The organism is Bythopirellula superficialaquae (assembly GCF_059632245.1).
On the sequence record NZ_CP197426.1, the window covers coordinates 851,097 to 875,584 of the forward strand.

17 protein-coding genes are annotated in these 24,488 nt (G+C 55.2%); 12 read left to right on the forward strand and 5 right to left on the reverse strand.

The window, feature by feature from the left end:
• Window positions 1-84: 84 nt before the first annotated feature.
• From SH678x_RS03555 to SH678x_RS03565, 3 genes are all read left to right on the forward strand, one after another.
• On the forward strand, window positions 85-1,749 hold the full coding sequence (locus SH678x_RS03555) for an alpha/beta hydrolase (protein WP_496921507.1): 1,665 nt from the start codon (window positions 85-87) through the stop codon (window positions 1,747-1,749).
• A 64-nt stretch (window positions 1,750-1,813) separates the two neighbouring features.
• On the forward strand, window positions 1,814-3,682 hold the full coding sequence (gene treZ, locus SH678x_RS03560) for a malto-oligosyltrehalose trehalohydrolase (protein ID WP_496921508.1): 1,869 nt from the start codon (window positions 1,814-1,816) through the stop codon (window positions 3,680-3,682).
• Window positions 3,683-3,788: 106 nt separating this feature from the next.
• Window positions 3,789-4,400 carry an HXXEE domain-containing protein gene (locus tag SH678x_RS03565; protein WP_496921509.1) on the forward strand — a complete coding sequence of 204 codons (612 nt, stop codon included), beginning with the start codon at window positions 3,789-3,791 and terminating at the stop codon, window positions 4,398-4,400.
• An 11-nt stretch (window positions 4,401-4,411) separates the two neighbouring features.
• Here SH678x_RS03565 and SH678x_RS03570 read toward each other — a convergent pair whose 3' ends face one another.
• Window positions 4,412-4,975 carry a TetR/AcrR family transcriptional regulator gene (locus SH678x_RS03570; protein WP_496921510.1) on the reverse strand — a complete coding sequence of 188 codons (564 nt, stop codon included), beginning with the start codon at window positions 4,973-4,975 and terminating at the stop codon, window positions 4,412-4,414.
• 168 nt (window positions 4,976-5,143) lie between these two features.
• On the opposite strand from SH678x_RS03570, the gene SH678x_RS03575 reads away from it, so the two are divergent.
• The 7 genes from SH678x_RS03575 to SH678x_RS03605 all read left to right on the forward strand — a co-directional run bounded on the left by SH678x_RS03575 (window position 5,144) and on the right by SH678x_RS03605 (window position 15,437).
• On the forward strand, window positions 5,144-6,916 hold the full coding sequence (locus SH678x_RS03575; protein ID WP_496921511.1) for an outer membrane protein assembly factor BamB family protein: 1,773 nt from the start codon (window positions 5,144-5,146) through the stop codon (window positions 6,914-6,916).
• Between the two features lie 303 nt (window positions 6,917-7,219).
• Window positions 7,220-7,312 (forward strand): potassium-transporting ATPase subunit F, encoded by a 93-nt coding sequence (locus tag SH678x_RS03580; RefSeq protein WP_496921512.1) that lies wholly within the window; start codon window positions 7,220-7,222, stop codon window positions 7,310-7,312.
• A complete protein-coding gene (gene kdpA / locus SH678x_RS03585; protein WP_496921513.1) occupies window positions 7,309-9,075 on the forward strand; it encodes a potassium-transporting ATPase subunit KdpA in 1,767 nt (588 codons plus the stop codon). Before SH678x_RS03580 ends, kdpA begins: the two co-directional genes overlap by 4 nt.
• Window positions 9,076-9,102: 27 nt before the next feature.
• A complete protein-coding gene (gene kdpB, locus SH678x_RS03590) occupies window positions 9,103-11,193 on the forward strand; it encodes a potassium-transporting ATPase subunit KdpB (RefSeq protein WP_496921514.1) in 2,091 nt (696 codons plus the stop codon).
• Window positions 11,190-11,750 (forward strand): potassium-transporting ATPase subunit KdpC, encoded by a 561-nt coding sequence (kdpC, locus tag SH678x_RS03595; protein ID WP_496921515.1) that lies wholly within the window; start codon window positions 11,190-11,192, stop codon window positions 11,748-11,750. Before kdpB ends, kdpC begins: the two co-directional genes overlap by 4 nt.
• A gap of 259 nt (window positions 11,751-12,009) precedes the next feature.
• On the forward strand, window positions 12,010-14,721 hold the full coding sequence (locus SH678x_RS03600) for a DUF4118 domain-containing protein (RefSeq protein WP_496921516.1): 2,712 nt from the start codon (window positions 12,010-12,012) through the stop codon (window positions 14,719-14,721).
• Window positions 14,718-15,437: a response regulator gene (locus SH678x_RS03605; RefSeq protein ID WP_496921517.1), complete on the forward strand. Its 720-nt coding sequence runs from the start codon at window positions 14,718-14,720 to the stop codon at window positions 15,435-15,437. The genes SH678x_RS03600 and SH678x_RS03605 overlap by 4 nt, the downstream gene beginning before the upstream one ends.
• Before the next feature lie 21 nt (window positions 15,438-15,458).
• Here the strand turns inward: SH678x_RS03605 and SH678x_RS03610 are convergent, their stop codons facing one another.
• The gene (locus SH678x_RS03610; protein ID WP_496921518.1) at window positions 15,459-18,218 is read right to left on the reverse strand and encodes a serine/threonine protein kinase; all 2,760 of its coding nucleotides are present in this window, start codon (window positions 18,216-18,218) and stop codon (window positions 15,459-15,461) included.
• Window positions 18,219-18,250: 32 nt separating this feature from the next.
• Window positions 18,251-19,381, reverse strand: a complete 1,131-nt coding sequence (locus SH678x_RS03615) for an FHA domain-containing protein (protein ID WP_496921519.1) — start codon at window positions 19,379-19,381, stop codon at window positions 18,251-18,253.
• Window positions 19,382-19,617: 236 nt separating this feature from the next.
• Here SH678x_RS03615 and SH678x_RS03620 point away from each other — a divergent pair, with 236 nt between their 5' ends.
• Window positions 19,618-21,006 carry a diguanylate cyclase domain-containing protein gene (locus tag SH678x_RS03620; protein WP_496921520.1) on the forward strand — a complete coding sequence of 463 codons (1,389 nt, stop codon included), beginning with the start codon at window positions 19,618-19,620 and terminating at the stop codon, window positions 21,004-21,006.
• 69 nt (window positions 21,007-21,075) lie between these two features.
• Here SH678x_RS03620 and SH678x_RS03625 read toward each other — a convergent pair whose 3' ends face one another.
• Both SH678x_RS03625 and SH678x_RS03630 read right to left on the reverse strand, forming a co-directional pair.
• The gene (locus SH678x_RS03625) at window positions 21,076-22,428 is read right to left on the reverse strand and encodes a DUF8689 domain-containing protein (RefSeq protein ID WP_496921521.1); all 1,353 of its coding nucleotides are present in this window, start codon (window positions 22,426-22,428) and stop codon (window positions 21,076-21,078) included.
• A 30-nt stretch (window positions 22,429-22,458) separates the two neighbouring features.
• Entirely contained in the window at window positions 22,459-22,776 is a 318-nt protein-coding gene (locus SH678x_RS03630; protein WP_496921522.1) for a hypothetical protein, read from the reverse strand.
• 147 nt (window positions 22,777-22,923) lie between these two features.
• On the opposite strand from SH678x_RS03630, the gene SH678x_RS03635 reads away from it, so the two are divergent.
• The gene (locus SH678x_RS03635; protein ID WP_496921523.1) at window positions 22,924-24,483 is read left to right on the forward strand and encodes a class I adenylate-forming enzyme family protein; all 1,560 of its coding nucleotides are present in this window, start codon (window positions 22,924-22,926) and stop codon (window positions 24,481-24,483) included.
• The last annotated feature ends 5 nt before the right edge of the window (window positions 24,484-24,488 follow it).

Genomic DNA, 24,488 nt, shown 5'->3' on the forward strand with positions numbered 1-24,488 from the left:
TAAGCCAAATTTCGTGGCGAAGAAGAGCGGAAGTCAGTCTGCCACCGGAGTTGCGAGCCACGCTGCAAACGGCATAATGCCTGCATGTTGAGCATCATATTAAAATTGCGTGAATGGCTGGGGCGTGGTTGGACGTCGTTTTCCTTCGTCGGCTTGGCGGTGGCCACACTGTTTTTTGCGGCATCGCTGAGCCCATCGTTATTGCCGCGGCCGTTCGTGGTGCAGGGCATTTTGTCGGGGTTCGCACTGGCCGTCGGTTATGGGGTGGGGGTGTTCTTTGTATGGCTGTGGCTGTATTTGGAAATTCCCCAGCCCCAGGAAAAATTGCAATCGCTAAGTAAGCGAGTCACCACAACCGTGGTGGCCGTGGTCGTGGCGATCTTTTTGTGGCGGGCGACTATTTGGCAGAACTCGATCCGTGAGTTGATGGGGATGGAACCCGTCGCGACGGCCTATCCCTGGCGCGTGGCGTTGATCGCGCTGGTCACGGGTTTGGTGTTGATCGCAATTGCCCGCGCGATTGGCATGCTGTGGCGATTCGTTCATCACAAGATCACAGCCGTAGTGCCGCGGCGGATTTCGTATGTTGTGAGTACGCTCGTGGTGCTGGTGGGATTAGTGCTGATCGTGAACGACGTGTTCGCGCGGCTGCTTTTGAACGCGGCGGATGGCGTCTTCTTGCAATTGGATCAGGTCGTTGACGATGGCGTGCAGCAACCGACACGCTCCACGGCGTCCGGAAGTGAGGAATCTCTAATTGATTGGGACGACGTGGGTCGGCGGGGCAAGAATTTTATTGTCGGTGGCCCCACGCAAGAGAGCATTAGCGAGTTCTGGGGCGAGGAAGCCGAGCAGCCGTTGCGCGTTTATGCGGGAATGGGGGCTGAAGAATCCGTTGAAGAGCGTGCCAAGCTTGCGCTCGAAGAACTCAAGCGGGTGGGTGGCTTCGATCGTTCGGTTTTAATTGTTGCGACTCCTACTGGCACGGGTTGGCTCGATCCGGGGGGCGTCGACACGGTGGAGTATCTGCACAAAGGGGACACCGCGATTGTCACGATGCAGTATTCCTATTTACCGAGTTGGCTGACGATATTGGTCGACCCCACGCGCTCGCGGGAATCGGCGCGGGTGTTGTTCGACGAAATCTACTATTATTGGACGACGTTGCCCGAGGAGAGCCGCCCCAAGTTGTACGTACATGGATTAAGCTTGGGGGCACTCGGTTCGGCGGCGAGTGCCGATTTGTTCACCGTGTTTGAAGATCCGATCCAAGGAGGACTGTGGAGCGGCCCGCCTTTTCCGAGCGAGGTTTGGGTACGGACGACCCGCGATCGCAATCCTGATTCGCCGATTTGGCTTCCCACGTTTCGCGACGGATCGATGCTGCGTTTCACGGGCCGCGAATGTTCGCTCAACGAAGGAAATAAGCGTTGGGGGCCAATGCGGTTTGTTTACATTCAACACGCCAGCGACCCGATGACATTTTTTTCCGAAGACTTGCTGTACCGCCGGCCGCAATGGCTGATCCGCGAGCGCGGGCCGGATGTTTCGCCTTATTTGTCGTGGCTGCCGATCGTGACGTTCTTGCAAGTGGCGTTCGACCTGCCAATGGCCACAAGCGTGCCGCACGGCTATGGGCACAACTTCGCGGCGTCGAGTTATATCGATGGTTGGATCGCAGTGACCGCTCCCGAAAATTGGAGTGAGGAACAAACCAAGCGGCTTAAAGAGCTGTTTGCGGAGGAGTGAAGCTTGCGAATTGCTAGAATAGCGACAAGCAAAATTTCTTCATCACAAGCCTTCGATTTCCACTATGCAGCAAAACAGAAACCGCCCCGTTGGTGCCGAAGTTGTTGAAGGGGGCATCCACTTTCGCGTTTGGGCGCCGAAGCGTCGCGTACTTTCCGTTGTAGTATTTCATGACGAAGGGCATCGTACGAGTTTGCCGCTGGAGCGGGAGGCAGGGGGCTACTTTTCTGGCTTTCTGCAACACGGTACTCCGGGTCAGCGATATTCGTTTCGTGCCGATGACGATGACTACAACTATCCGGATCCCGCGTCCTGCTTTCAGCCTCAGGGTGTGCATGGTCCGTCGGAAGTCATCGACGGTTCGGGCTTTCAATGGAGCGATTCCGACTGGCAAGGCGTGACTTTGCCGGGGCAGGTCATTTATGAGTTGCACGTCGGAACTTGGACGCCCGAGGGAACATGGCAAGCAGCCCTGGAAAAGTTGCCGCATTTGGTGGAATTGGGTGTCACGCTGATTGAAGTGATGCCGGTGGCAGAATTCCATGGCGAGTTCGGTTGGGGCTACGACGGGGTTTGTTGGTATGCGCCGACGCATCTCTACGGCAGGCCTGATGATTTTCGCAAGTTCGTGGATCGAGCTCATCAGCTTGGCCTCGGGGTGCTCCTCGACGTGGTTTACAACCACTTGGGCCCCACGGGAAATTATACGGGCGCGTTCTCGCCGTATTATGTTTCCAGAAAGCACAGCACCGATTGGGGAGACGGTATCAACTTCGATGGCAAACATTCGCGTCCCGTGCGTGAGTTCGTGCTGAGCAACGTGAAGTATTGGATCGAAGAGTTTCATCTCGACGGCTTGCGGCTCGATGCGATTCAGGCGATTGTTGATGACTCGCCGAAGCATATCTTGGCTGAACTGGGTGAGGTCGCACGCGCGGCAGCGGGGCAGCGAAAGATTTTGATCTTTGCCGAGGATGAACATCAACGAAGTTGCGATGTGAGACCTATCGGTGAAGGGGGCTTTGGACTGGATGGCATGTGGAACGATGACTTTCATCATGCGTGCCGCGTTGCCGCGACGGGCCACGCAGAGTTTTACTACGCGGACTTCACGGGCTCGCCCCAGGAAATTCATTCCGCCACGCGGTATGGTTTTCTGTATCAAGGACAATGGAATCAGCGCCAAGGTCAGCATCGCGGCACGCCGTGCTGGGACATACCCGCTCCGCATTTTGTGAATGCTTTGCAGAATCACGATCAGGTGGCCAACTCAACGCACGGCCATCGAGGGCATCAACTCACATCGCCGGGACGTTGGCGGGCGCTCACCGCGCTGCAACTCTTAGCGCCGGGTACACCCCTGTTGTTCATGGGGCAGGAGTTCATGTCGTCGAAACCGTTTCTTTACTTTGCCGATCATGAGGTCGAGATCGCTGAACTTGTGCGGCAAGGTCGTTGGGCGTTCTTGCGAGGGTTCCCACGCAGTGCGGGGGCAGCCGTCGATTCAGCGCTCGTTGATCCGGTTTCGCGTGCTACCTTCGAAGCCTCGAAATTAGATTGGGAGGAATTGGAAACCAATCAACAGGCATGGCTGCTGCATAAAGATCTGCTCGCATTGCGGCGGAGCGATCCGATCTTTTCGCGGCAGGATGCCACGATGCTACACGGCGCGGTAATTGGTTCGGAAGCATTGCTGTTGAGATGGCTCGACCCGTCGGGAGATGATCGGTTGGTGATTCTCAACTTGGGCCGTGATCTGGAATGGCGGCCTGCTTCCCAGCCGTTATTGGCACTACCCAGCAACAGCGAATGGAAAATCCTTTGGTCGAGCGAATCGCCCAAATACGGTGGTACAGGGACCGCCCTCTTGGACATGAAACGGCTTGCGATTCCGGGGCATGCTTTAGTGGTATTGCGGCCAACACAAGCCTAACCGAATGTGCCGATTGTGCGGCCTAATTCTTCGAGCGACTTCAGCTTACTTTGGCCTACACTTTTCTATTAGTGTTACGCCCCCGTTGTCGAACAAGGGAACAATCATGTGCGAGCGAACAATGAATTGGTTGGTGGCTAAATGGCAATGGCCTTATGCTGCGCTGTTTACGTCGAGTTTTTTGGTCGTGCTCGCGCCGTTCGTGTTTTACTTCGCGGGAGTGGCATTGGGACTGATCTATTTGCAGCTGCCCATCTATATGCTGCACCAATATGAAGAGCATGCTGGGGATCGTTTCCGCTTGTGGGTCAATAACATGATCGGTGGCGGTCGTGAAGTGCTGACACCGATTGCGACGTTCTGGATCAATTCGCTGCTGGTGTGGGGACTCGATTTAATCGCACTGTATCTGGCTTGCTTTGTCGATCTGTCGCTGGGGATGATGGCGATGTACTTGCCGATGCTCAATGCGTTTGGCCATATCGTGCCGTCGATCGTCAAGAAGCAATACAACCCGGGGCTGATCACCAGCATCTGCTTGTTCTTGCCGGTGGGCATTTTCAGCACCGTGTTGGTGTCGCATGCCGCACAAGCTGACTTGCGAGATCACTTGTTCGCATTCGGTGTGGCACTGGCCGTGCATGCGACGATCATCGTGCATGTCCGTCGCCGGATCGCCCTGCTCAATGGTCCGCAAGGCCATGCCATGCCGGCGTAAGCTTGGCGTGTCTACGAGAGACTTGCAAGCACGATCTTGCGCATGTCGCTGATGAGCTTGCGAAGATCGGCGGAGTCTTTGGCTGTCATGCCGAAGCCCTTGGCTGAGGTCCGCATAATGCGGGCAATTTGCTGAGGAGAAAGCTTAATCGCCTTTTGCTTACGGACCAAGGGTTCAAGAATTTCCGCCACGAGGCTTTCAAAGTCGTCAGCCACTTTGCAGATGACATCCGCGGCGAATTCTTTGATGCTGTCGTAAAGGTCCGCGGCGTCGGGTGAAGCCCGGATCATTTCGTACGGCCGGACGCACCAGATCTCGAACGCCAACTCGAGCTGCTTATCGACCGTCTTCAATCGTCTGATTCCCTCGCGAATCTGGCGAAGATTCTCCGTTGATAAGCGTAACACGACCTCGATGAAGATTTGCTCTTTCGAGGGAAAGACCAAATAGAGAGCCGGTCTCGACATTTGCGCAGCCGCGGCCAGATCGGCCATGGTGACACGGCGAAACCCGTATCTCATGAAAACGTCGCCCGCCGCGGCAACGATTTGGTCGGCCTTGCTGTTCTGAGTCATTCTTCCAGTCTTGACAAAAGATGTACGAACGTCAATCGCCAGCACTGACGTGTCGGGAGGACGCTCTATTGACAGTATTCGTGAAAAGCGGATAATTGACAAAATGACGAAAAATGTCAAAAAGTAAATCTGGTTCTGCGACTCGTAACTCTATCCCCAGCGAAGAATATGGAACTCAATGAAGAAGGCCGATCCGAGCATGCGGGAGAATCAATCTCGCCGGGCAATTTCCAGGCATCGGCCCTGCGTTTATGGCCGGCGGTATTGATTGTCTTTATGATGTGGTTGGTGCTGCTCGTGCCCGGTTGGGTCGTGCCGCTGACGATGTTGCATTTTATTTCAATGCAACTCGCTCCCGTGTTGGGTGCCCTCGGGTTATTGATATGGTGGCTCTCATCGCGGGCGATGCCGTTTCGCAAGCGGCTGGCTGGACTGGCGTTGATCATCGGAGTATTCATTGCCGCCATGTTTCTCATGCATCCGTCTTTACGAATTGTGATGCTGACGCGGGGCTTGCCAGTGTCGCTCACGCTAATGGTGTTTGGGTTTTTTGTGAGTCGTACAGCCGGGTTGCCAAGACAGGCTTGGGTAGGGCTGTTTGCGTTTTTAATTTTGATAATTGGGTCGTTGTTTGTGCGCGTCGGGAGGATGGATGCCAATTTCGATTTCAATCTCGTCTCAAGGTGGAAACCAACCTCGGAAGAGCAACTCGTCGCACGCGATTCTAAGTCAGATCAGCAACCGGTCGTGGCTTTTGATTTGCCGAGTAACGCCGCCGACACGGATTGGGCTGAGTTTCGTGGTCGCAATCGGGATGGTATTTTGACGGGTGTTTCGTTCAGCACGGATTGGGAGACGAAACCTCCGACCGAGCGGTGGCGGCATCCGATTGGTCCGGGTTGGTCATCGTTCTGTGTCGTCGGGCCATTGTTTTTCACGCAAGAACAACGAGGTGATCTTGAGTTAGTTTCAGCCTACACCGTGGCGGATGGCAAACCCGTTTGGACCAATCAGACCAAGTCACGCTTTGAAGCGACCATGGGGGGTGTTGGACCTCGCGCGACGCCAACTTTCCACGACAAGCAATTGTATATCACAGGTGCTTCTGGATTGGTGCAGTGTCTGGATGCTGCCACGGGCAAGCCGGTTTGGCAGTTCGACTTGATCAAAGAATTGGGCGTGCCGCTTCCGATGTGGGGTTTCGCCAGCTCACCATTGGTTTTGGAAGAAACGGCCATCGTGTTCGCCGGTGGTGGGGAAGAAAATGCGCTGGTGGCATTAGATCGAAAGAGCGGCAAAGTGGTTTGGTCCGTCGGGTTTGGTAGTCACGGTTACAGCTCGCCACAGCTCTCCATAATTGACGGCGTTGCGCAAGTATTAATCAGCAGCAACCGAGGCGTTCAGTCGGTCGATCCTCAGACGGGGAAAGTGCTGTGGAAGCATGAGTGGGACATTGGCGAAATGGCGCGCATCACGCAGCCGACCGTGGTTGGCACGTCGGTCTACCTTGGGACCGGGTACGGTCGCGGCACGATGCGAATCGACGTCCACCATGAAGGTGATACCTGGACGACCCAGGAAGGATGGATCGAATCGATGAAGCCGTACTTCAATGATTGCGTTTATCATGAAGGATTTTTGTACGGTTTCGACGGACCGATTTTTTTGTGTCTCGATGCTGAGACTGGTGAGAGGGTTTGGAAGCATCGAGGTTATGGGCACGGTCAAGTGCTGCTCGTCAAAGATATGGAAACTCTGCTCGTTTTGACGGAAGAAGGAGAGCTTGTCTTACTGAAAGCGGACCCCAACGAAGCTGTAGAAATCTCAAAGGTTCCCTCGGTCGAAGGGATAACTTGGAACCATCCCGTGATCGCCGATGGAAAACTCTTTGTGCGCAACGCCGAAGAGATGGTCTGCTACGACCTAGACCTCGTTCAATAGGGACAACGAGGCGGCATGCAATCTGGTAAAGCAATTCTTTCTCACCTTCTGTGAGACATGCCTTCCCAGGATGACGTTTTTGGGCAGCAATCTTGATGAAATCTTGATATCTCTGCGTTCACTTTTGACGCACTCTTGAGGTCGATCCCGCGATACTAATAGTGGCGAGCGAATGGTTTGCTGGCCAACTCTCTGAGGAGTATTCGCTGTGAGTGATTTTTTAGCATTGTCGATCGCCGCGGGGTTTGCCGTCTGTTCGTGGCTGCTCATTGTTTTGTGTGAGCGGCTGATGGGAGGTAAGTCATGAACGGGGTGGAAATCGTAGCGCTCGTCTTGTCGCTGGGGGCGTTTGTTTATCTGGCAGCCGCGCTGCTCAAGCCGGAGTGGTTCGCATGAACGTAAATTCTTGGATTCAATTGTTGATCTACCTCGGTGTGCTCTTGGCGTTGGCCAAGCCACTGGGTACTTACATGGCTCGTGTTTACGAAGGTAAACCTGGTGGACTCGATCGCTGGTTGGGTTGGTGCGAGCGCGGCATCTACAAGATCGCCGGCATCGACCCAAAAGAGGAAATGACATGGAAGCACTACACCGTGGCCGTGTTGGTGTTTAATGCGATTGGCTTTGCAGTCGTTTATATGATACTGCGATTGCAAGGCATGTTGCCGTTCAATCCGCAAGAGCTCTCCGGCGCAACACCTGATCTCGCTTTCAATACCGCGGCCAGTTTTGCCACGAACACCAATTGGCAAAGCTACGGTGGCGAAACGACGTTGAGTTATGCTTCGCAAGCGTTGGCGCTCACGGTCCAGAACTTCGTGTCGGCCGCGACAGGCATGGCCGTGCTGGTGGCATTCATTCGTGGCTTAAGGCGCCGCACAACCAATTCCATCGGGAATTTCTGGTTTGATCTGGTTCGCTCGACCGCCTATGTCCTGCTGCCACTCTCGATTGTTGTTGCCGTTGCGCTGATGTCGCAAGGCGTGATTCAAAACTTCAAGCCTTACGTGGATGCGGCAACTCTTGAAGCCGGGACCGATGCCGACGGCAACGCGGTGACACAACAATTGGCGATGGGCCCTGCCGCTTCGCAGATTGCGATCAAGCAGCTGGGAACCAACGGTGGTGGGTTCTTCAATGTGAATTCCGCGCATCCGTTTGAGAATCCCACGCCGCTGGCCAATTTGATCGAGATGATCTCGATTTTGTTGATTCCCGCGGCGCTCTGCTTCACATTCGGCGAGATGGTCAAGGATCGTCGGCAAGGTTGGGCTTTGCTTGCGGTAATGCTCGCCATCTTTGTTCCTTTGGTGATTGGCGCGATTGCCTTCGAGCAAGCGGGCGTGCCGCAGTATGCCTCTTTTGGAGTTGATGATCAGGCGTCAGCTCTGCAAGCCGGTGGCAACATGGAAGGGAAAGAAGTTCGTTATGGAATTGTCAACTCAGCCTTGTGGGCGACGGCCACGACGGCGGCTTCCAATGGCAGCGTCAACTCGATGCACGATTCATTCACACCGCTCGGTGGATTGATTCCCATGTGGCTGATGCAGCTGGGAGAGGTCATTTTCGGTGGCGTTGGTAGCGGGCTGTATGGTTTGTTGGTCTTTGCCATCGTGGCCGTGTTTATCGCTGGCCTGATGGTGGGGCGCACGCCCGAGTATCTGGGCAAGAAGATCGAAGCCTTCGAGATGAAGATGGCTTCGCTCGTGATTCTCGTACCGCCGTTGATTGTGCTGATCGGCACGGCTTGGGCGGTATCGGGAGCGGGTTTGGAATATATGTCGGGCGAAGAAGTCAAAAGCAACTTGAACAATCCGGGTGCCCATGGTTTTTCGGAAGTGCTGTATGCGTTTTCATCGGCGGGGAATAACAACGGCAGCGCGTTTGCCGGTTTAACCGCCAATGAGCCGTTTTACAACACCGCACTGGGACTGGCGATGTTTGCCTCGAGATATTGGCTGATCATCCCCGTGCTGGCGATCGCGGGAGCATTGGCACGCAAGAAATACACGCCGCCGAGCGTGGGGACTTTGCCCACGCACCAACCACTGTTTGTGATCGTGCTTGTTTGTACGGTGCTGTTGGTTGGAGCTTTGACGTTTGTTCCCGCGTTGGCCTTGGGGCCGGTCGTCGAACAACTTCAGATGACCACACTATAAACAACTTCAGCGTCGAGGACGCTTTCCATGACAACGTCAAATCATAAAGCAAGACCTTTGTTCGATCCGGCGATTGTACGCCGGGCAATCATCGATTCGTTTCGCAAACTCCAGCCGCGGCATCAGCTCCGCAACCCGGTGATGTGCATCGTGTTTGTCGGAAGCATCCTGACGACGGGACTGGGAATTCACGCCCTGATGACTGGCGGACAGGAATCGCCCGCCTTTATCTTTGCCGTATCGGCCTGGCTGTGGTTCACCGTGTTGTTCGCCAACTTTGCCGAGGCGATGGCCGAAGGGCGCGGCAAGGCACAGGCTGATTCGCTCCGCGCAACTCGGCAGGACGTGCAGGCGAGGAAACTTGCGGAACCTCGTTTTGGCGCGCCGCATCAACCGACCACAGCTTCAAGCTTGAGAAAAGACGATGTGATACTTGTTGAAGCGGGAGAATTGATTCCCAGCGATGGCGAAGTCGTGGAAGGTGTGGCGAGTGTCGATGAAAGCGCGATCACGGGAGAAAGTGCGCCCGTGATTCGCGAAAGTGGCGGCGATCGTAGTAGCGTCACCGGTGGAACTCGCGTGCTTTCTGATTGGTTGGTGGTGCGCGTGACGGCCAACCCTGGCGAAACATTTCTGGATCGTATGATTTCGCTCGTCGAAGGGGCCAAACGTCAGAAGACCCCCAACGAGATTGCGCTCAATATTCTGCTTGCCGCGATGACGATTGTGTTTCTCGCCGTTTGCGCGACGTTGCTACCGTTTTCTAAATACAGTGTGCTAGCCGCGGGGCAGGGGACACCGATCACCGTGACGGTGCTGGTCGCGCTCTTGGTCTGCTTGATCCCCACGACCATCGGTGGATTGCTTTCCGCGATTGGCATCGCCGGGATGGACCGCATGATTCAGGCGAATGTGATTGCCATGTCGGGCCGTGCCGTGGAAGCGGCGGGGGACGTCGACGTGTTGCTGCTTGATAAGACGGGAACGATCACGCTCGGCAACCGTCAAGCCGTGGATTTAATTCCCGCGCCGGGAGTCACTCCCGCTGCACTGGCCCTGGCGGCGCAACTCGCTTCGCTGGCCGATGAAACTCCCGAAGGCCGCAGCATCGTGGTGCTCGCGAAAAACAAATACGGTTTGCGCGGGCAAGAGATGCATGAGCATCATGCGAAGTTCATACCCTTCACGGCGCAAACTCGCGTGAGCGGCATCGATCTCAACGGCCAGCAAATTCGCAAAGGGGCGACCGACAGCATCGAAAAATTTGTCCAAGAGTTTGGCGGCACGATTCCCGCTGAAGTGCGTGCTGCGGTCGAAACGGTAGCGAAGGCGGGTGGCACACCGTTGGTTGTTGCCGACAAGGGGCAAGCTCTCGGCGTTGTTTATCTCAAAGATATTGTGAAGGGAGGCATCAAAGAACGTTTCGCCGAACTTCGCCGGATGGGGATCAAAACCGTGATGATCACGGGCGACAATCCCCTCACTGCGACGGCCATCGCCGCCGAAGCGGGCGTGGATGATTTTCTGGCGGAAGCGACCCCCGAAGCCAAGCTCAAGATGATTCGTGAATATCAAGCGGGGGGACGGCTCGTGGCGATGACCGGGGACGGCACCAACGATTCACCCGCACTGGCTCAGGCCGACGTTGCCGTGGCGATGAATTCCGGCACACAAGCCGCGAAAGAAGCGGGCAACATGGTCGATTTGGATTCTAATCCGACGAAGCTGATCGAGATCGTCGAAATTGGCAAGCAATTGCTGATGACACGCGGCGCACTCACGACGTTTAGCTTGGCCAACGACGTGGCGAAGTACTTTGCGATTATCCCCGCGGCGTTTGCCACGACCTATCCCGTGCTGGATCGTTTGAACGTGATGAATCTTGCGACTCCTTCGAGCGCCATTCTTTCAGCGGTAATTTTTAATGCCGTGGTGATTATCGCGCTCGTGCCGTTGGCTTTACGGGGCGTTCCCTATCGGGCCGTGGGTGCAGCGCGGATGTTACGCGACAACTTACTCGTATATGGGCTGGGTGGTTTGATCGTGCCGTTCATCGGCATCAAAGCTATTGACATGGTGCTGGTCGCTTGCGGCTTGGCACAAGGAGAATCTGTATGAAAACCGTTCGTGAAGCGTTGGTTGTGTTTGTGGTGATGACAATTTTGACCGGCGTGGCCTATCCGCTGGCGATGACAATCATCGGGCAAACGGTGTTCTCGCACAAAGCGAACGGCAGTTTGATCGAGCGCGATGGCAAGATTGTCGGCTCGGAATTGATCGGGCAAGCATTTTCGAGTCCTCGCTACTTTTGGAGTCGACCTTCGGCGGCAAGTTACAACGGCGGGGCGTCGACTGGGAGCAATCTTGGCCCCACGAATCCCGCCCAATTAGAGGCGGTGAAACAGCGTGCGGCCGATCTGAAAGCAAACCATGGGGAAGGCGTCGAAGTGCCGATCGATCTGGTCACCGCTTCGGCGAGTGGACTGGATCCACACACTACTCCCGCGGCTGCGAAATACCAAATCGCCCGCGTGGCGCAGGCTCGCAATCTCGAAGAACAAAAAGTTCGTGAGCTGGTGGCGGCTCACACCCAGGGGCGAACCTTCGGAGTGTTGGGCGAACCTCGCGTGAATGTGTTGCAACTTAATTTGGCTTTGGACGCTTTGACAGACTGAAGTGGTCGTTGTTGGCAGCGTTGTTATTGAACCGGGTGTCGAACATGGTGACACAATTTCAAACCGTGAATAGTTGGAACAATGTTCCCAGGGAAAGTGAGCAAAAGGAATCGCGTGAACCAGGGCGAGTTTGGCTTAGGCTTAAGCTCTGGCTGCTGGAAAGGATCGATTTCCCCGGCAAATGGCCTCGGGAAGAATCAGAGGCGAGAACGTACAATAGAGAAAGCACCGGAAATTCTTCCACGCCATGCGACGATGAATGAACGACGATCGACCCAATCCTGATCAACTCTTGGCCCGCGTCGTCGACGAGGAAAGCCGCGCCCAACGTGGACGCCTGCGAATCTTCTTTGGCTATGCCGCCGGGGTCGGCAAGACCTATGCGATGCTCTCGGCGGCGCAGCGTGAGAAAGCGACGGGCGTGGATATTGTCGTCGGTTACGTCGAGCCTCATGGCCGGCCTGAGACCGAGGCATTGCTCGCGGGGTTGGAGATACTCCCTACGCGCAGCATGCTTTACAAAGGGACCTCGCTGCGTGAGTTTGATCTCGACGGTGCTTTGGCGCGCCGCCCGGAGTTGATTCTTGTCGATGAATTGGCCCACACGAATGTCGACGGCTCGCGGCATACCAAACGCTGGCAGGATGTCGAAGAACTACTCGACGCGGGCATCGATGTGTGGACGACGCTCAATGTTCAGCACATTGAAAGTCTCAACGACGTGATCGCGCAGATCACCGGCGTTGTGATTCGCGAAACACTGCCCGACGCTGTTATTGAGCGAGCCGATGAGATTGAACTGATCGACCTCACGCCCGAAGAGTTGGTTGACCGATTGCAGGCGGGGAAAATTTATATCCCCCAACAGGCCGCACGAGCGCTCCAGAATTTCTTTCTGCGCGGAAATCTCGTTGCCTTGCGAGAGTTGTCGTTGCGACAAGCGGCCAACCGTTTGCAACGCGACGTGGAAGAAGCCCGCCAGGAACGGGCCGTCTTGGCACCATGGCTCACGACCGAGCGATTGCTTGTTTGCGTGGGGCCAAGTCCGTCGAGCGCGCAGATTGTTCGCAGCACCAAACGGCTTGCCGTTTCACTGGGCGCGGAATGGCTGGCCGTGGCGGTCAATACTGGGAGCGAGGGAGCGGAGGCCCAACGCAATTGGGCACAAACGGGCAACAATCTTCGCCTGGCGGAAAAGCTGGGGGCTGAGACGCACATTTTGATCGGCCAATCGATTGCCGACACGCTCATTAAGTTTGCCCGGGAGCGGAATGTTTCCAAGATTGTCGTGGGGCAGACGGGCCTTTCGTGGTGGAAACAAAAACTCTACGGCACGATTATCGATGAGTTCCTGCAAACGGCGGGCAACATCGATATCTATGTCGTTTCAGCGACAGAGGTTGAGCCACCAGCGGTTACGAATCGGTTTAGCGAAACCACGATTTCATGGCGTGAATATTCGTTTGCCGCGTTTGTTGTGGCGTTGTGTGGAGTGCTGGGATGGATCGCACACACGTTTGGCTTGGCTGAAGCGAACATCGTGATGATTTTTCTGGCGGGCGTTGCTTATGTGGCCAATCGTTTGGGGCGTGGCCCAGCAATTGCCGCGGCGGTGGTCAGCGTGCTTGTGTTTGATTTTGGTTTTGTGCCACCTTATCTGACGTTTGCAGTGAGCGACACGGAGTACGTGATCACGTTTGCCGTGATGTTGGGAATTGGACTGTTGATCAGTGGTCTCGCGTCGCGACAACGGAAGCAGTTGAAGGCCTCTCAACAACAAGAACAGCGCACAGGGCAACTCTTTCGCATGACACGGCAACTCAGCGAACTTTCAGGCACGGAATTTTTGATCCGTACCGCGGGGAAGCAACTCCAAGAAATTTTCTCTGGTGAGATCGTGATTTTCAGCCGTGCTGCTACCGGAAGGTTATTTCTTAGATACGGTGAAGGCACTTCGATCGCGTCGACTCCGCTGAATCGTGACGTAGCCCAGTGGGTGGCTGATAATGGTAAAATCGCTGGTGCGCAAACTGATACATTGCCGAATGCCACGGCGTTGTTTGTGCCGCTCATTGGCTCAAGTGGCACGGTGGGGGCGATTGGTGTGCGACCGCGGGACGCGAATCGATTTCTCGATCCCGATCAAATCCGTTTGCTCGAAACGTGCGGCAGTTTGATTGCACTTTCAGTCGAGCGTGATGAATCCGTTTTGAAAGCTCACGGGGCGCAGCTGCAAATTGAAACCGAGAAGCTGCGCAACTCCTTGTTGAGCGCCGTGTCGCACGATTTGCGCACCCCCCTGGCCAGCATCGCAGGGGCGAGCAGCACGCTCGCCAGTGCCGGTGATTCGCTGCCACTGGAAACTCGCACCGATTTGTTGACCACCATCAGCGACGAGGCCGAACGACTTGTCCGGCTGGTGGAGAATTTGCTGCACATGACGCGGCTCTCCAGTGGCAAGGTGACCATAGATCGCCAGTGGTATCCGGTGGACGACATCATTGGCTCGGCACTGACGAGAATGGAACGGCAACTTGTGGGGCGGGAAATCAAAACGTCGCTCGATGACAACTTGCCGCTGATTCATGTCGATTCGATTTTGATTGAGCAACTGCTGTTAAACTTGATCGACAATGCGGCGAAGTATTCCCCTCCCGAGAGCATCATTGAAGTCTCGGCCCGTGAGGGCAAGAATGGCGTGGTGTTGGAGGTGGCTGATCGAGGACGTGGATTTGCCGAGGGTGATGAAGAAAAAGTGTTCGACCTATTCTATCGTGGTGGCAACGAAGTGCATGATCGCCGCGGGACGGGGATTGGCCTGGCGATCTGCCGCGCGATTGCCGAAGTTCACGGAGGAAAGATTGTCGCGATGAATCGGCCCGGTGGTGGGGCAGTCGTTCATGTGGAATTGCCCAACCAAGAAACCCCGCCGCAAGTTGTCGAGCGCGCACTGGAGTCGACATCTCTATGAGTACTTCCGGTCCGTTGATCGCAGTTATTGAGGATGAAACACCGATTCGGCGTTTCCTGCGTGCCTCGCTCACGGTCGAGGGATTTCAAGTGGCCGAAGCAACGACCTGTGCGGAAGGCTTGCGCGTGGTGACGCAGCAACTCCCGGCATTGGTGCTGTTGGATCTTGGCCTGCCCGATGGCGAGGGGCTCGACGTTGTCCGCCAAATCCGTGAGTGGTCGACGGTGCCGGTTATTGTGATTTCGGCGCGTGGGCAAGAAGATTCAAAAATCGCCGCGCTCGATGCGGGGGCGGACGACTATTTGACCAAGCCGTTCGGCGTGGGCGAGCTGCTTGCACGGATTCGTGTTGCTTTGCGTCACGCGGCCAAAATGTCGTCAAGTGATTCTGTCGAAACGGTTGTGGCCGTTGGAGATTTGAATATCGATCTCGAAGGGCACGTTGTTTTCAAAGCGGGAGAAGAGGTCAAGCTCACTAAAATTGAGTTCGATTTGTTGGCGGTGCTCGCGCGTAATTTGGGGAAGGTCGTGACGCATCGGCAATTGCTCAAGGAAGTCTGGGGCCCGCATGCCGTTCACGAGCCGCATTATGTTCGAGTCTTCATGGCTAACCTGCGCAAAAAATTAGAGACCAATCCCAGTCGCCCCGAGCTGCTCATCACCGAGCAGGGGGTGGGGTACCGGCTGCGCGATAATCCGGCGCGAAATGAAGGGTGAAGTCGAACCTTGCGGTCGAACCTACTCACAACGCAAATCTTGCCAGTGAATATCATCGCGGGCATGCAAGCGGCCCGCGGCTTCGACGATGTCTGGATAGATTTCCGCGAGTCTTGCACCAAGGTGTACGGGACGCAGGCCAGAGCCTTCGCGAATCAGATATGCGTCGACAACTCGATTCTGGCTGCTGGTAAGTGTCGGACAGGCTTGCTGCATGGCTTCGTGGAGCGACGAATTCGCCTCATCGCTGGGAGAGATCAGGAGCGAACGCCGACGATAACCGCAATTGAGGACGCTTTGTTGCGAAAGGATCAATGTGCTTTCGACCAACTCTGCGTTATTGGCGGCTGAACTGTGGTCGGAGAGATTGGCAACTTGCTCGTCAACCCATGTTGTGAGCTTGTTGGCTAACTCGATGGCTGAAACATCGTGGTACTGGAGCAGCGCCGAGAGTTCTGCGACGATACGATCAGTGACTACTTGGACTGGGGCCGAACTTGCAGGGGGTTGATTGTCGTCGGCTAAATCGATGGAGTCGACAAACTGTTGGAATACCTGAGCAATATTTTTGATTTTTGCCGCGCGGGCGGCATTGCACCGATTGATCTCATCCTCAGTTAAAGGATGCTCTGATTTTGGCAGGCGCAGTGGAATCTGTTCCATGATCGCTCGCGCAAAATTGGAATTTGCATGAACTCCGAACAGTTTTGCATCGTCGTCTTGGTTGACTGTACTTTGTTGCACCCAACATCCTGCGATGGCTTTTAAGAGGCGCTTTTGGTTAAGAGCAGCAAAGACCTTGGCCAACCGGCTGATATTTACACAGGTAAAGGTTTGCAATTCCTTCTGATCCGACTCGTTGCTATCGCCGCAGGCTCCGTCGGCTTTGAGGAGCAGATACTCAGTGATCGATTGCATCGTGAGTTCGTAGTTTTTGCGCTCACCGCGTGAGGGAAGCGTCACACAATCGATCTTATCGAAAGGCTTTTGCGACCGCTCAAATCGCGAAGCGGGACCCGGCGGGGGATTCTCGCCGCAGTTTCCTTGGAGCTGTGTGTGGTTAAGTTCGGTCAGAAGCGAAAACATATTGGCCGCCGCGAGAGAGTCCTGGCCGTCGCTGTGGTAGGTGCTGGCGAGCACGCCTTCGACGATAACCTCTTGCGAGAATTCTTGACAGATCGAGCGCACGGCTTGGGCGATATCAATCACCGTGCCAGCGCCGGTGCCGCCGCTCATACCAGCGAGCAAAACGACGCGAATGGGTTTGGGTCCGTCGGGCGATTGCGCGAAGTTGGTTGCGAGCCAGGATAATCGATTCTGCAAAGCCGCGAGGACCTCGCGGGCGTGATCGACAATGGCAATGCGTCCCAGCGGGCGAAAGCCACGCGTTTGCAGCGAACGTGGAATGTTGTAAAGCCAGCGACGGCTGACCCATTGCAAGAGGGCGCTGGAACCTTCGCGGTATTGATTAGGTCGCCGGAGGGGGATGTGGAGCTTTTCTTCACTGGCGAGACAGTCTTGTTCGTTGCCAGCGAACGTATTTCTCAACGTTTCTTGTTCGGTATCGATGGCCAGCCAAGCTAAGGCTTTTTCGTGCTTTGTGTCAGTCGACCGAGCTTGACTGCACAGTGATTTCAAGAGTTTGATACCCACTCCGCCGACGCCGACAAACAATGTCGGAACGGGTACAGTCGCTTCGAGCCGGTCAGTCGGGGTTTCTACGTCTTCGATGGTCGCATCAACAGCCGGGAACTCAAGGTCCGGTTTAGACGGACCTGGCTGTGCGTCTAAACCTTGGAGCGAATCGAGCGCGTTTTGTATCTCGCCAAGCACTTGGGTGGCCGCCGCGGCGACGGAGTCTTCAATATGTTGCGTGTCGCTAAGCAGCACCGACTTGGTATCTTCGTCGGCCAGTGGTTGATAAGCCGGTGCGGAACGACTGTTTGTTGGATTGCTACTGGCTGTGTTGGTCTGGCCAGCGAAACGCAGCGCTTTGACAAATTCGCGGCAACTTCCGAAGCGTGATGTTGGATTCTTTTCGAGCGCCTTTCTGACGATTACGCGATCGGCTTCGCTCAGTGGCCCGACATTCGGTTGAGCCAACGTGTGTTGCTTGGCAAGTTGCGCCGGCGTGCGGCCGGAGAAGGGAAGGGTGCCGGTCAGCATGTGCTGATAAACAATGGCAAGACTGTACTGATCGCTGCGTGATGACGGGTTGTTGTCGTAAATTTCTGGTGCCGAGTAGAGCGGCGTCATGCCGCCCATCATCGAATTGAGTGTTTTTGAGGCCAGTTCCTTGACCAAACCAAAGTCAGCCACCTTGATATGATCGCCAACGACCAACAGATTCTCAGGTTTGATATCGAGATGCTGAAGCGAATGCTGTTCGAGCAAGCAGTCAAGCGCTTCGGCGGCATCCCACAGATAAGCAATCAGTTGCTCGCGTGGAATGCCCGTTAGGCCGTCGGTGATGTAGGTTTGAAAACAATCGCTGAGGCTGCGATCGGCGAGCTCCGTGACGATCACCAAGCGATTGTTCACGATCTCGTAGCGTTCGATGGAAAGCAGGAACGGATGGCGGACGCTTTTGATGCGTTCGAGGGATTTGAGTTCCCGCTCGGCCATGCCATCTTCGCAATGCCCGAAAACTATTTTAACAGCTTTCTCAAAGCCGCCAGGTGCGGTTGCTTTCCAGACTTCACCGTAGCCGCCGGCACCCAGACGATCCACGACCGTGTAGCCTTCTGGGAGTGCGACGTGGTGAGTCGATGTCGTGGACATAGTAAATTCACAAATTGGCGAAATGCGATTGGCTAGACTGTCGCGGGAGTGGACAGGGGATTGATTTCGTCAGCGACGCCGCTGGCAGCACTCAGTTTCAAATTCACTCCGATGTCGTTGGCGGCTTGATAGTCTTCCTTGGGCAAGCGCGCCGGCATGACGACTTTGATATTGGCCGCTTCGCAATTGGCGATCACACTTTTCAGCTGCGTCATTCGCCGGGGATATGAAGCAATTCCGCGGCATAATGTGGGAGCGAGCACCAAATAATCTGGCGCCGCGGGGGCCATGTCGTTGACGCATGTGGGACCGCCGGAAAACCGATCGTAGGCCAATTCTGCGCCAAGTTCCTTGAGTTCAGCACAGAGTGCCAACGCTTCGCTTGATTGCACAGCCCAAGCCCAGGGCATGATGAGGCCGACCGACTGGCACCCGCTGAGGCTATCGAATGCCTGATCCAAGGCGAGAAAAAGTCGCTCGTCGAGCCCAGAGTGCAGTTCCACACGCAGTAAAATGACATCACACGATGACATTTGGTTGGAATGTTCCGCCGCTAATTGCCAAGCTAGTTGTTGGATGCGCGAGGCCGTCGAGCAGCCGTCAAAGGCATCCATGGAATGCAATCGCGAAGCTAGCGGTTCATCCACCGACACAATCGTTGCTTGTTCAAGATTGGATTCGCAATCGAGAATGCTGGTGCAATTCAAAGGAATCGCTTGCCACAAGAGCGCTTCGCTAAGCTCACGACGGGCTCTCACGTTGCCGCTAAAAGCCAGATTGGGATCAGTTTTGCGTCGATCAGTGAGCGGCTGCGTCACCATTCGCTCGATTTGACCCGGCACGTTGCTAATGAAAGTCAGTTCCGTGCCCGCCACGGAGATCGAGTCGCCATCTTCCAAGGGAGATTCGGTGACCGGCTGACCGTTGACTGAAGTTCCATTGGTGCTGTTCAAGTCACGGAGACAATAGCCGTTGGCAGTCTTGGTGATTTCCGCGTGCGCGCGCGAAATACTTTCGGATTTGATCTGAAGCTGTGCGGTTTCGCCCCGTCCGATGACGAACGGATATTCCTCAATGACGATCGTTCTCAGCGTCGGACTGTTGAGCGGATAGAACTCAAGCCGCGGCCGAGTGTCGTTCTCATTACGCAAGGTGATTGCCACGGGTACAAGCCTTCGTTCGTGATATTGAGTTAAACAAGTACCGCAAACCAAGAGCACAATCCGGCAAACCGGTCGCGTTCTCGGTCGCTTACCAGGGAAAAGATTGCAGACCACTTGAAGCGTAGCTTATCGATTCCCGGTGGCAGGGAGCCCGGCACACGAATCGGAAGAATAAATGCTAGAGTTGACTTCAGCAGCAAAGTTACCCACCACGTCCTCGCTTGCATGAGGTTGCCGTGTCTTCTCATCTTAAAGACTTTCCCATCACGATCGTTTCGACCGATACAACCGCGCTCCGTGAAATCTGTTGGACGTTGTCTTCGTTTGGCTATCAGGCGACGACTTCGTCTGATTGGAGCGATCATGCCGCTTGGCACCGAACGAACCATCCCTCGCTACTACTGCTTGATGCTCGCGACGAAACTGAAATTAGGAAACTGTTGTCTTCACCACGCTCGACCCCCTATTCCTATCGCGTGGCGTTTTACGATTCGCATTGCTTGGCGAATCCCGACAAGTTGATGGAACTTGGAGCCGACGACTTGATTCGGTATCCGATTAACATTGGCGAATTGACGTCGTGCTTGAGGCGGGGACGGCGCCGGTTGGAATTCGAACAGCGTTTTAGCATCACCACGACCTTCGATTTGCAGACGGGCATTGCCAACCGACAAGGTTTTCTGCGGCAACTGGAACGAAAGCTTCGCGACACACGAGGTAGCAACGAAGGTTGCGTGCTCGTTGTGGGGATCGATTTTCTTAACACAATTTGCTCGCAATACGGCCAGTGCACGGTCGAGGAAGCGAACACATTATTGGCTAAGTTGCTGCACGAAGAATTGGCGAGCGAGGACTCACGCGGCATCTTGCAAGAAGGAGTTTATGCGGCCTTGTTGCAAGGTCAATCAGCGGGTCAAGCAACAGTCTTCGCGGAGAATCTGGGACGGATTTTTAGCGAAAGTAGCTACACTTTAAGCAGCAAGGGATTGCGACTGACGCTCTCCAGTGTAGTCTTTGATTGGCCATGGGGCGAGAATGCGGCGGAAGCGATCAAGCGAGGACTTGTGGCGCTACGCAACATTCGCGGGTTTGGCGGCAATCAAATCCTCGAAGCGAGCGAAGTTGAGGAAGCCTACACGCATTGGCAGAAAAATTTGCCTACGCACAACAATGTCGATGCCCAACACATTATGGAAGCCTTGCCGTTGGTGCTGCCCATCAGTGCGGCGAATTCGACGCCGAACAGTTGGGGGATTCATGCGTTTTCATCGCAACGGCCTTTCCCTCCCTGTGTCCCCGTGATCGACGAATCTGGCAGTTTGTTGGGTGTCATTGAGGCCGAGACGTTTCGCGATTGCGGCAGCGACGCATTCGCAGCGATTGACGAGCATCTCGATCCGAACCCCGAAGTCATCGTGAGTGATGCCCGTCTGACCGCGATTGCAACGGCCATGCAAGCGGCGAACAAAGGTTATTTGCTGGTTGTTGAGAACAATAAGCCGGTGGGGTACATCACTACGGCAACACTCGCCGCGGCGATGAGCGAACCCATTGAACAAACTGACGACGAGGAATTTCTGCAAGGTGAGCTGGACATGAAGTCGCTTGTCGTGGCGTTGGCTTAGTGAGCTAAGAGTCGAGACAAGAGACAGAATGGTTGGCCCTCGACTCTTGCCTATCAACTTTCCGCTCAGCTATTCTTTACCGCTCATTGCCGTGAAGTAATTGCTCACCGCGTGATCGAGAATTTCGGTTGTCGCCACGCGGGGCAACTCATTGTATTCGCAGTAGTGAGTCACCTGGTCTAATAGGTCACGTGCATGGCAGCGGCGCATGGGACGATTGCGTTGCTCGTAATGGTGCGAAATCAAGTATTCCAAGGCGTCCCGTGAGCATTCGAGTTTCGCCTTCTTGGCAAACACGTCGAACAGTTTGACAAACTCTTGCCGGGAAGGGGCGCCGATTTCAATCTTAAACGGGATTCGCCGCAGGAAGGCATCGTCCGCCAGATCGCTGGGCTCCAGGTTTGTGGAGAAGATAATCAACTGTTCGAAAGGAACTTCAATCTTCTTGCCATTCGCCAGGGTCAAGAAGTCGATGCGATTCTCCAGCGGAATGATCCACCGATTCAAAAGTTCCGTGGGGTTGATCCGTTGCCGGCCAAAGTCGTCGATCAGCAAGCTGCCGCAATTGCTTTTGAGTTGCAACGACGCGCCGCTGACGTGGCTGACTGGATCGTGTTTGAGTTCTAGGCTGTCCATTGTCAATTCGCCACCGACAACCACCGTCGGGCGACGAATACGAATCCAACGGCGATCCTGGTTCGACGTGTTGATCAACTTGGTGATGGCTGTTTCCACCGTTTCGTGGCACGAAGCATCAAAGAATTTGATGATCTGACCGTCTTCGATGATCGCATGGGGAACCAAAATGTTTTGACCAAAGCAGCGTGTGATGCGTTGGGCAATCGTTGTCTTGCCGTTGCCGGGAGGGCCATAGACGAACATCCCCTTGCCCGCACTGATCGCTGGACCCAACTTCGCGAGCATTTCGGGTTCGACATTAATATCAGAGAACGCCTTTTCGAGGCGATCGCGCTTTGGTTTTTCGGAACGGATCGTTTGCGCTTGGACCGAGTCGATGTAATCTTCCAGCGGAACGGGGGCTGGTCCCGTGTAGGCACATTCTTGAGTTGCGATCCGAGCGCGTTCACGGCCGAGATCGGTAAGTTGATAAATATTGTCCCCGAGCATCCCTGAGCCGGAAAGCGCCAGATACTGCCGCTTTCGCAACTCCGTATAGATGTCTTCCAGAATTCCGACTCGTAGACAGATACGATCGGAAATCTGTTTGCCGGTGAGCGAGCCACCCGTATGCACGATCTTGATCACGAGGTCTTCGACGAATGTCGCGCTCAAGCCGGTTTCGGCGAGCGTGCTTGGTTCTTCCGGCAAGAAACTGTCGTCGAGTCCGAGGGCCGAAACCAACGCGGCGGGCGATTCGCTGGAGGTAGGACTGGTCCAAGTGCTGGCTGTCGCGGTTGACATAACGTGTGCCGATTCTTTTTAAATTTTTTGTTAGTTGGTGCCGCGGTGTTTGGCATGGGCCGTCAGTTTGCGACTGATCTGCCAGCCAAAGTTGGTTAATTCGAAATGCTTCGGTGTTGTGCCCGTGCGCAAGAGTTGCAGTTCAATGAGCGTGTGGACCGCATCGCAACAGCTTTGTGCATAGAGCGGATCGTGCGGGTCGTAGAGCTTATCTTTGCCTGCTCGTACTGCTGGCCCGTGGGTGTCCGATCGGTTGGCAATCTCCAGCTGGCCGTTGTTCCTGCCGGCCAGGTTGAGGACGTCCTGTTCTGCCGGTTTCAGCGATTCTGCGGTGACAATGGTATGCATAGACGATCCGCCGGAGCTGATGGGAAACTACGAAAAGCGTAGCTTATTCCGGGCGGGCAGGGGCTGTTAGAACCCCGTGCTTTTTGCTGCGCAGCCATAATTGTTATGCTAGTGCAATCAAAATGCTGACTGCGAGGATCATAAATCGTGACATTGCGCGGACCTCAACTTAAGCGACCTATCAATCTGGCCACGCTGCTCGAAGCGGGTTTGAATAACAATCCCGATGCAAGGGCACTGTTCTCGCTTGAACGAGAATGGTCGTGGTGGGAGCTTGATCAAGCGTCGACTCGGCTCGCTCGGCATTATCTAAAGATGGGGCTCACGCCGGGAGATCGGGTGGCGTCTTTATTGCCGAATCGTGGCGAGCTCGTGATTCACTATCTGGCTTGTTGCAAGGCGGGGCTCGTCGCGACGCCGCTCAATTATCGCTATCAAGCGCCCGAGATCGATCATGCTTTGGAAGTCAGCGGCGCGTTGCTGTTGGTGGCTCATGCCGAACGCGACGATGTGCTCGCCTCAAGTGAGCAAGTAATACGACTCCCGCTAGGTCGTGTTAGCTTTGGAACTGAAAGTAGCACTTATCCGCGTCTCGAAGATTTGACGGCAACGGACGGGCCTGCTGCTGATCTCGTCTCGCCCGAGCCAAATACTCCCGCATTCATCTTTTTCACATCGGGCAGCACGGGAAAACCTAAAGGAGTGACGCACACCCACGAAACATTCGGCTGGATGATCGCCAGTGCGATTGATGGTCTGGCGATTACGCCCGACGACATATTTCTGCCGGCTACGTCGGCATCGCACATCGCGGCAACTTCCTTTTTATTCGCCGGGCTGGGCGCGGGGGCCTGTGTGGCCGTCGCGCGCACCTTTGGTGGCGATGAGCTGCTGCCACTCTTACGCACCGTACGACCGACGCTCCTTTGTATGTTGCCTAGCCCGCTGTTTGGACTGGTGCGCGATCACGGCGCGGCGCGCGAAGATTTTCAATCGCTGCGGCGATGTATCTCCGGAGGCGATAAAATCTCGGCGGAGTTGGAGCGCGAGTTCATGGACGTCGCGGGATTCGCCATCGAAGAAGTCTACGGCATGACCGAAACGGGAACGTCGCTGATCAATCCCACGGCCGCCCACAATCGAATCGGTTCGATTGGCCAATTGGCGCCGGGTTTTGATGCCTCGATCCGCGGGGATAGTAATGCTGAGGTAACTCAAGGCGAATCGGGCCAACTTTGGATCCGTTCGCCGAGCAACATGATCGGTTATTGGAATCGCCCTGACGCGACCGAGGAAACGATTGTCGATGGTTGGCTCGACACGAGTGATTTGGTTGCGGCCGACGAACAGAGTTATTTTTGGTTTCGCGGACGGAAGAAGCAGATTATCATTCACGACGGTTCGAACATTTGCCCGCAAGAGGTCGAGGTATCGCTGTTGGAACACCCGGCAGTCGCCAGTGCGGGGGTGATCGGCATTCACGATTTGGTCCACGGCGAAAATGTTCGCGCTTATATCACTTGGCGACCCGAGGCCAAGCCGCCGGCCATCGCCGAGTTGATCGATTTTTCGCGTCGCCGGGTTGGTTATAAAGCGCCGGACGAGATTATCGTGCTCGACACGATGCCGATCAACGCGGTTGGGAAAGTCGATCGTGTGGCGTTGCGGGAGATGGCCGACGCCGGTGTAAATCGCCACTTGGCGTGATAAGA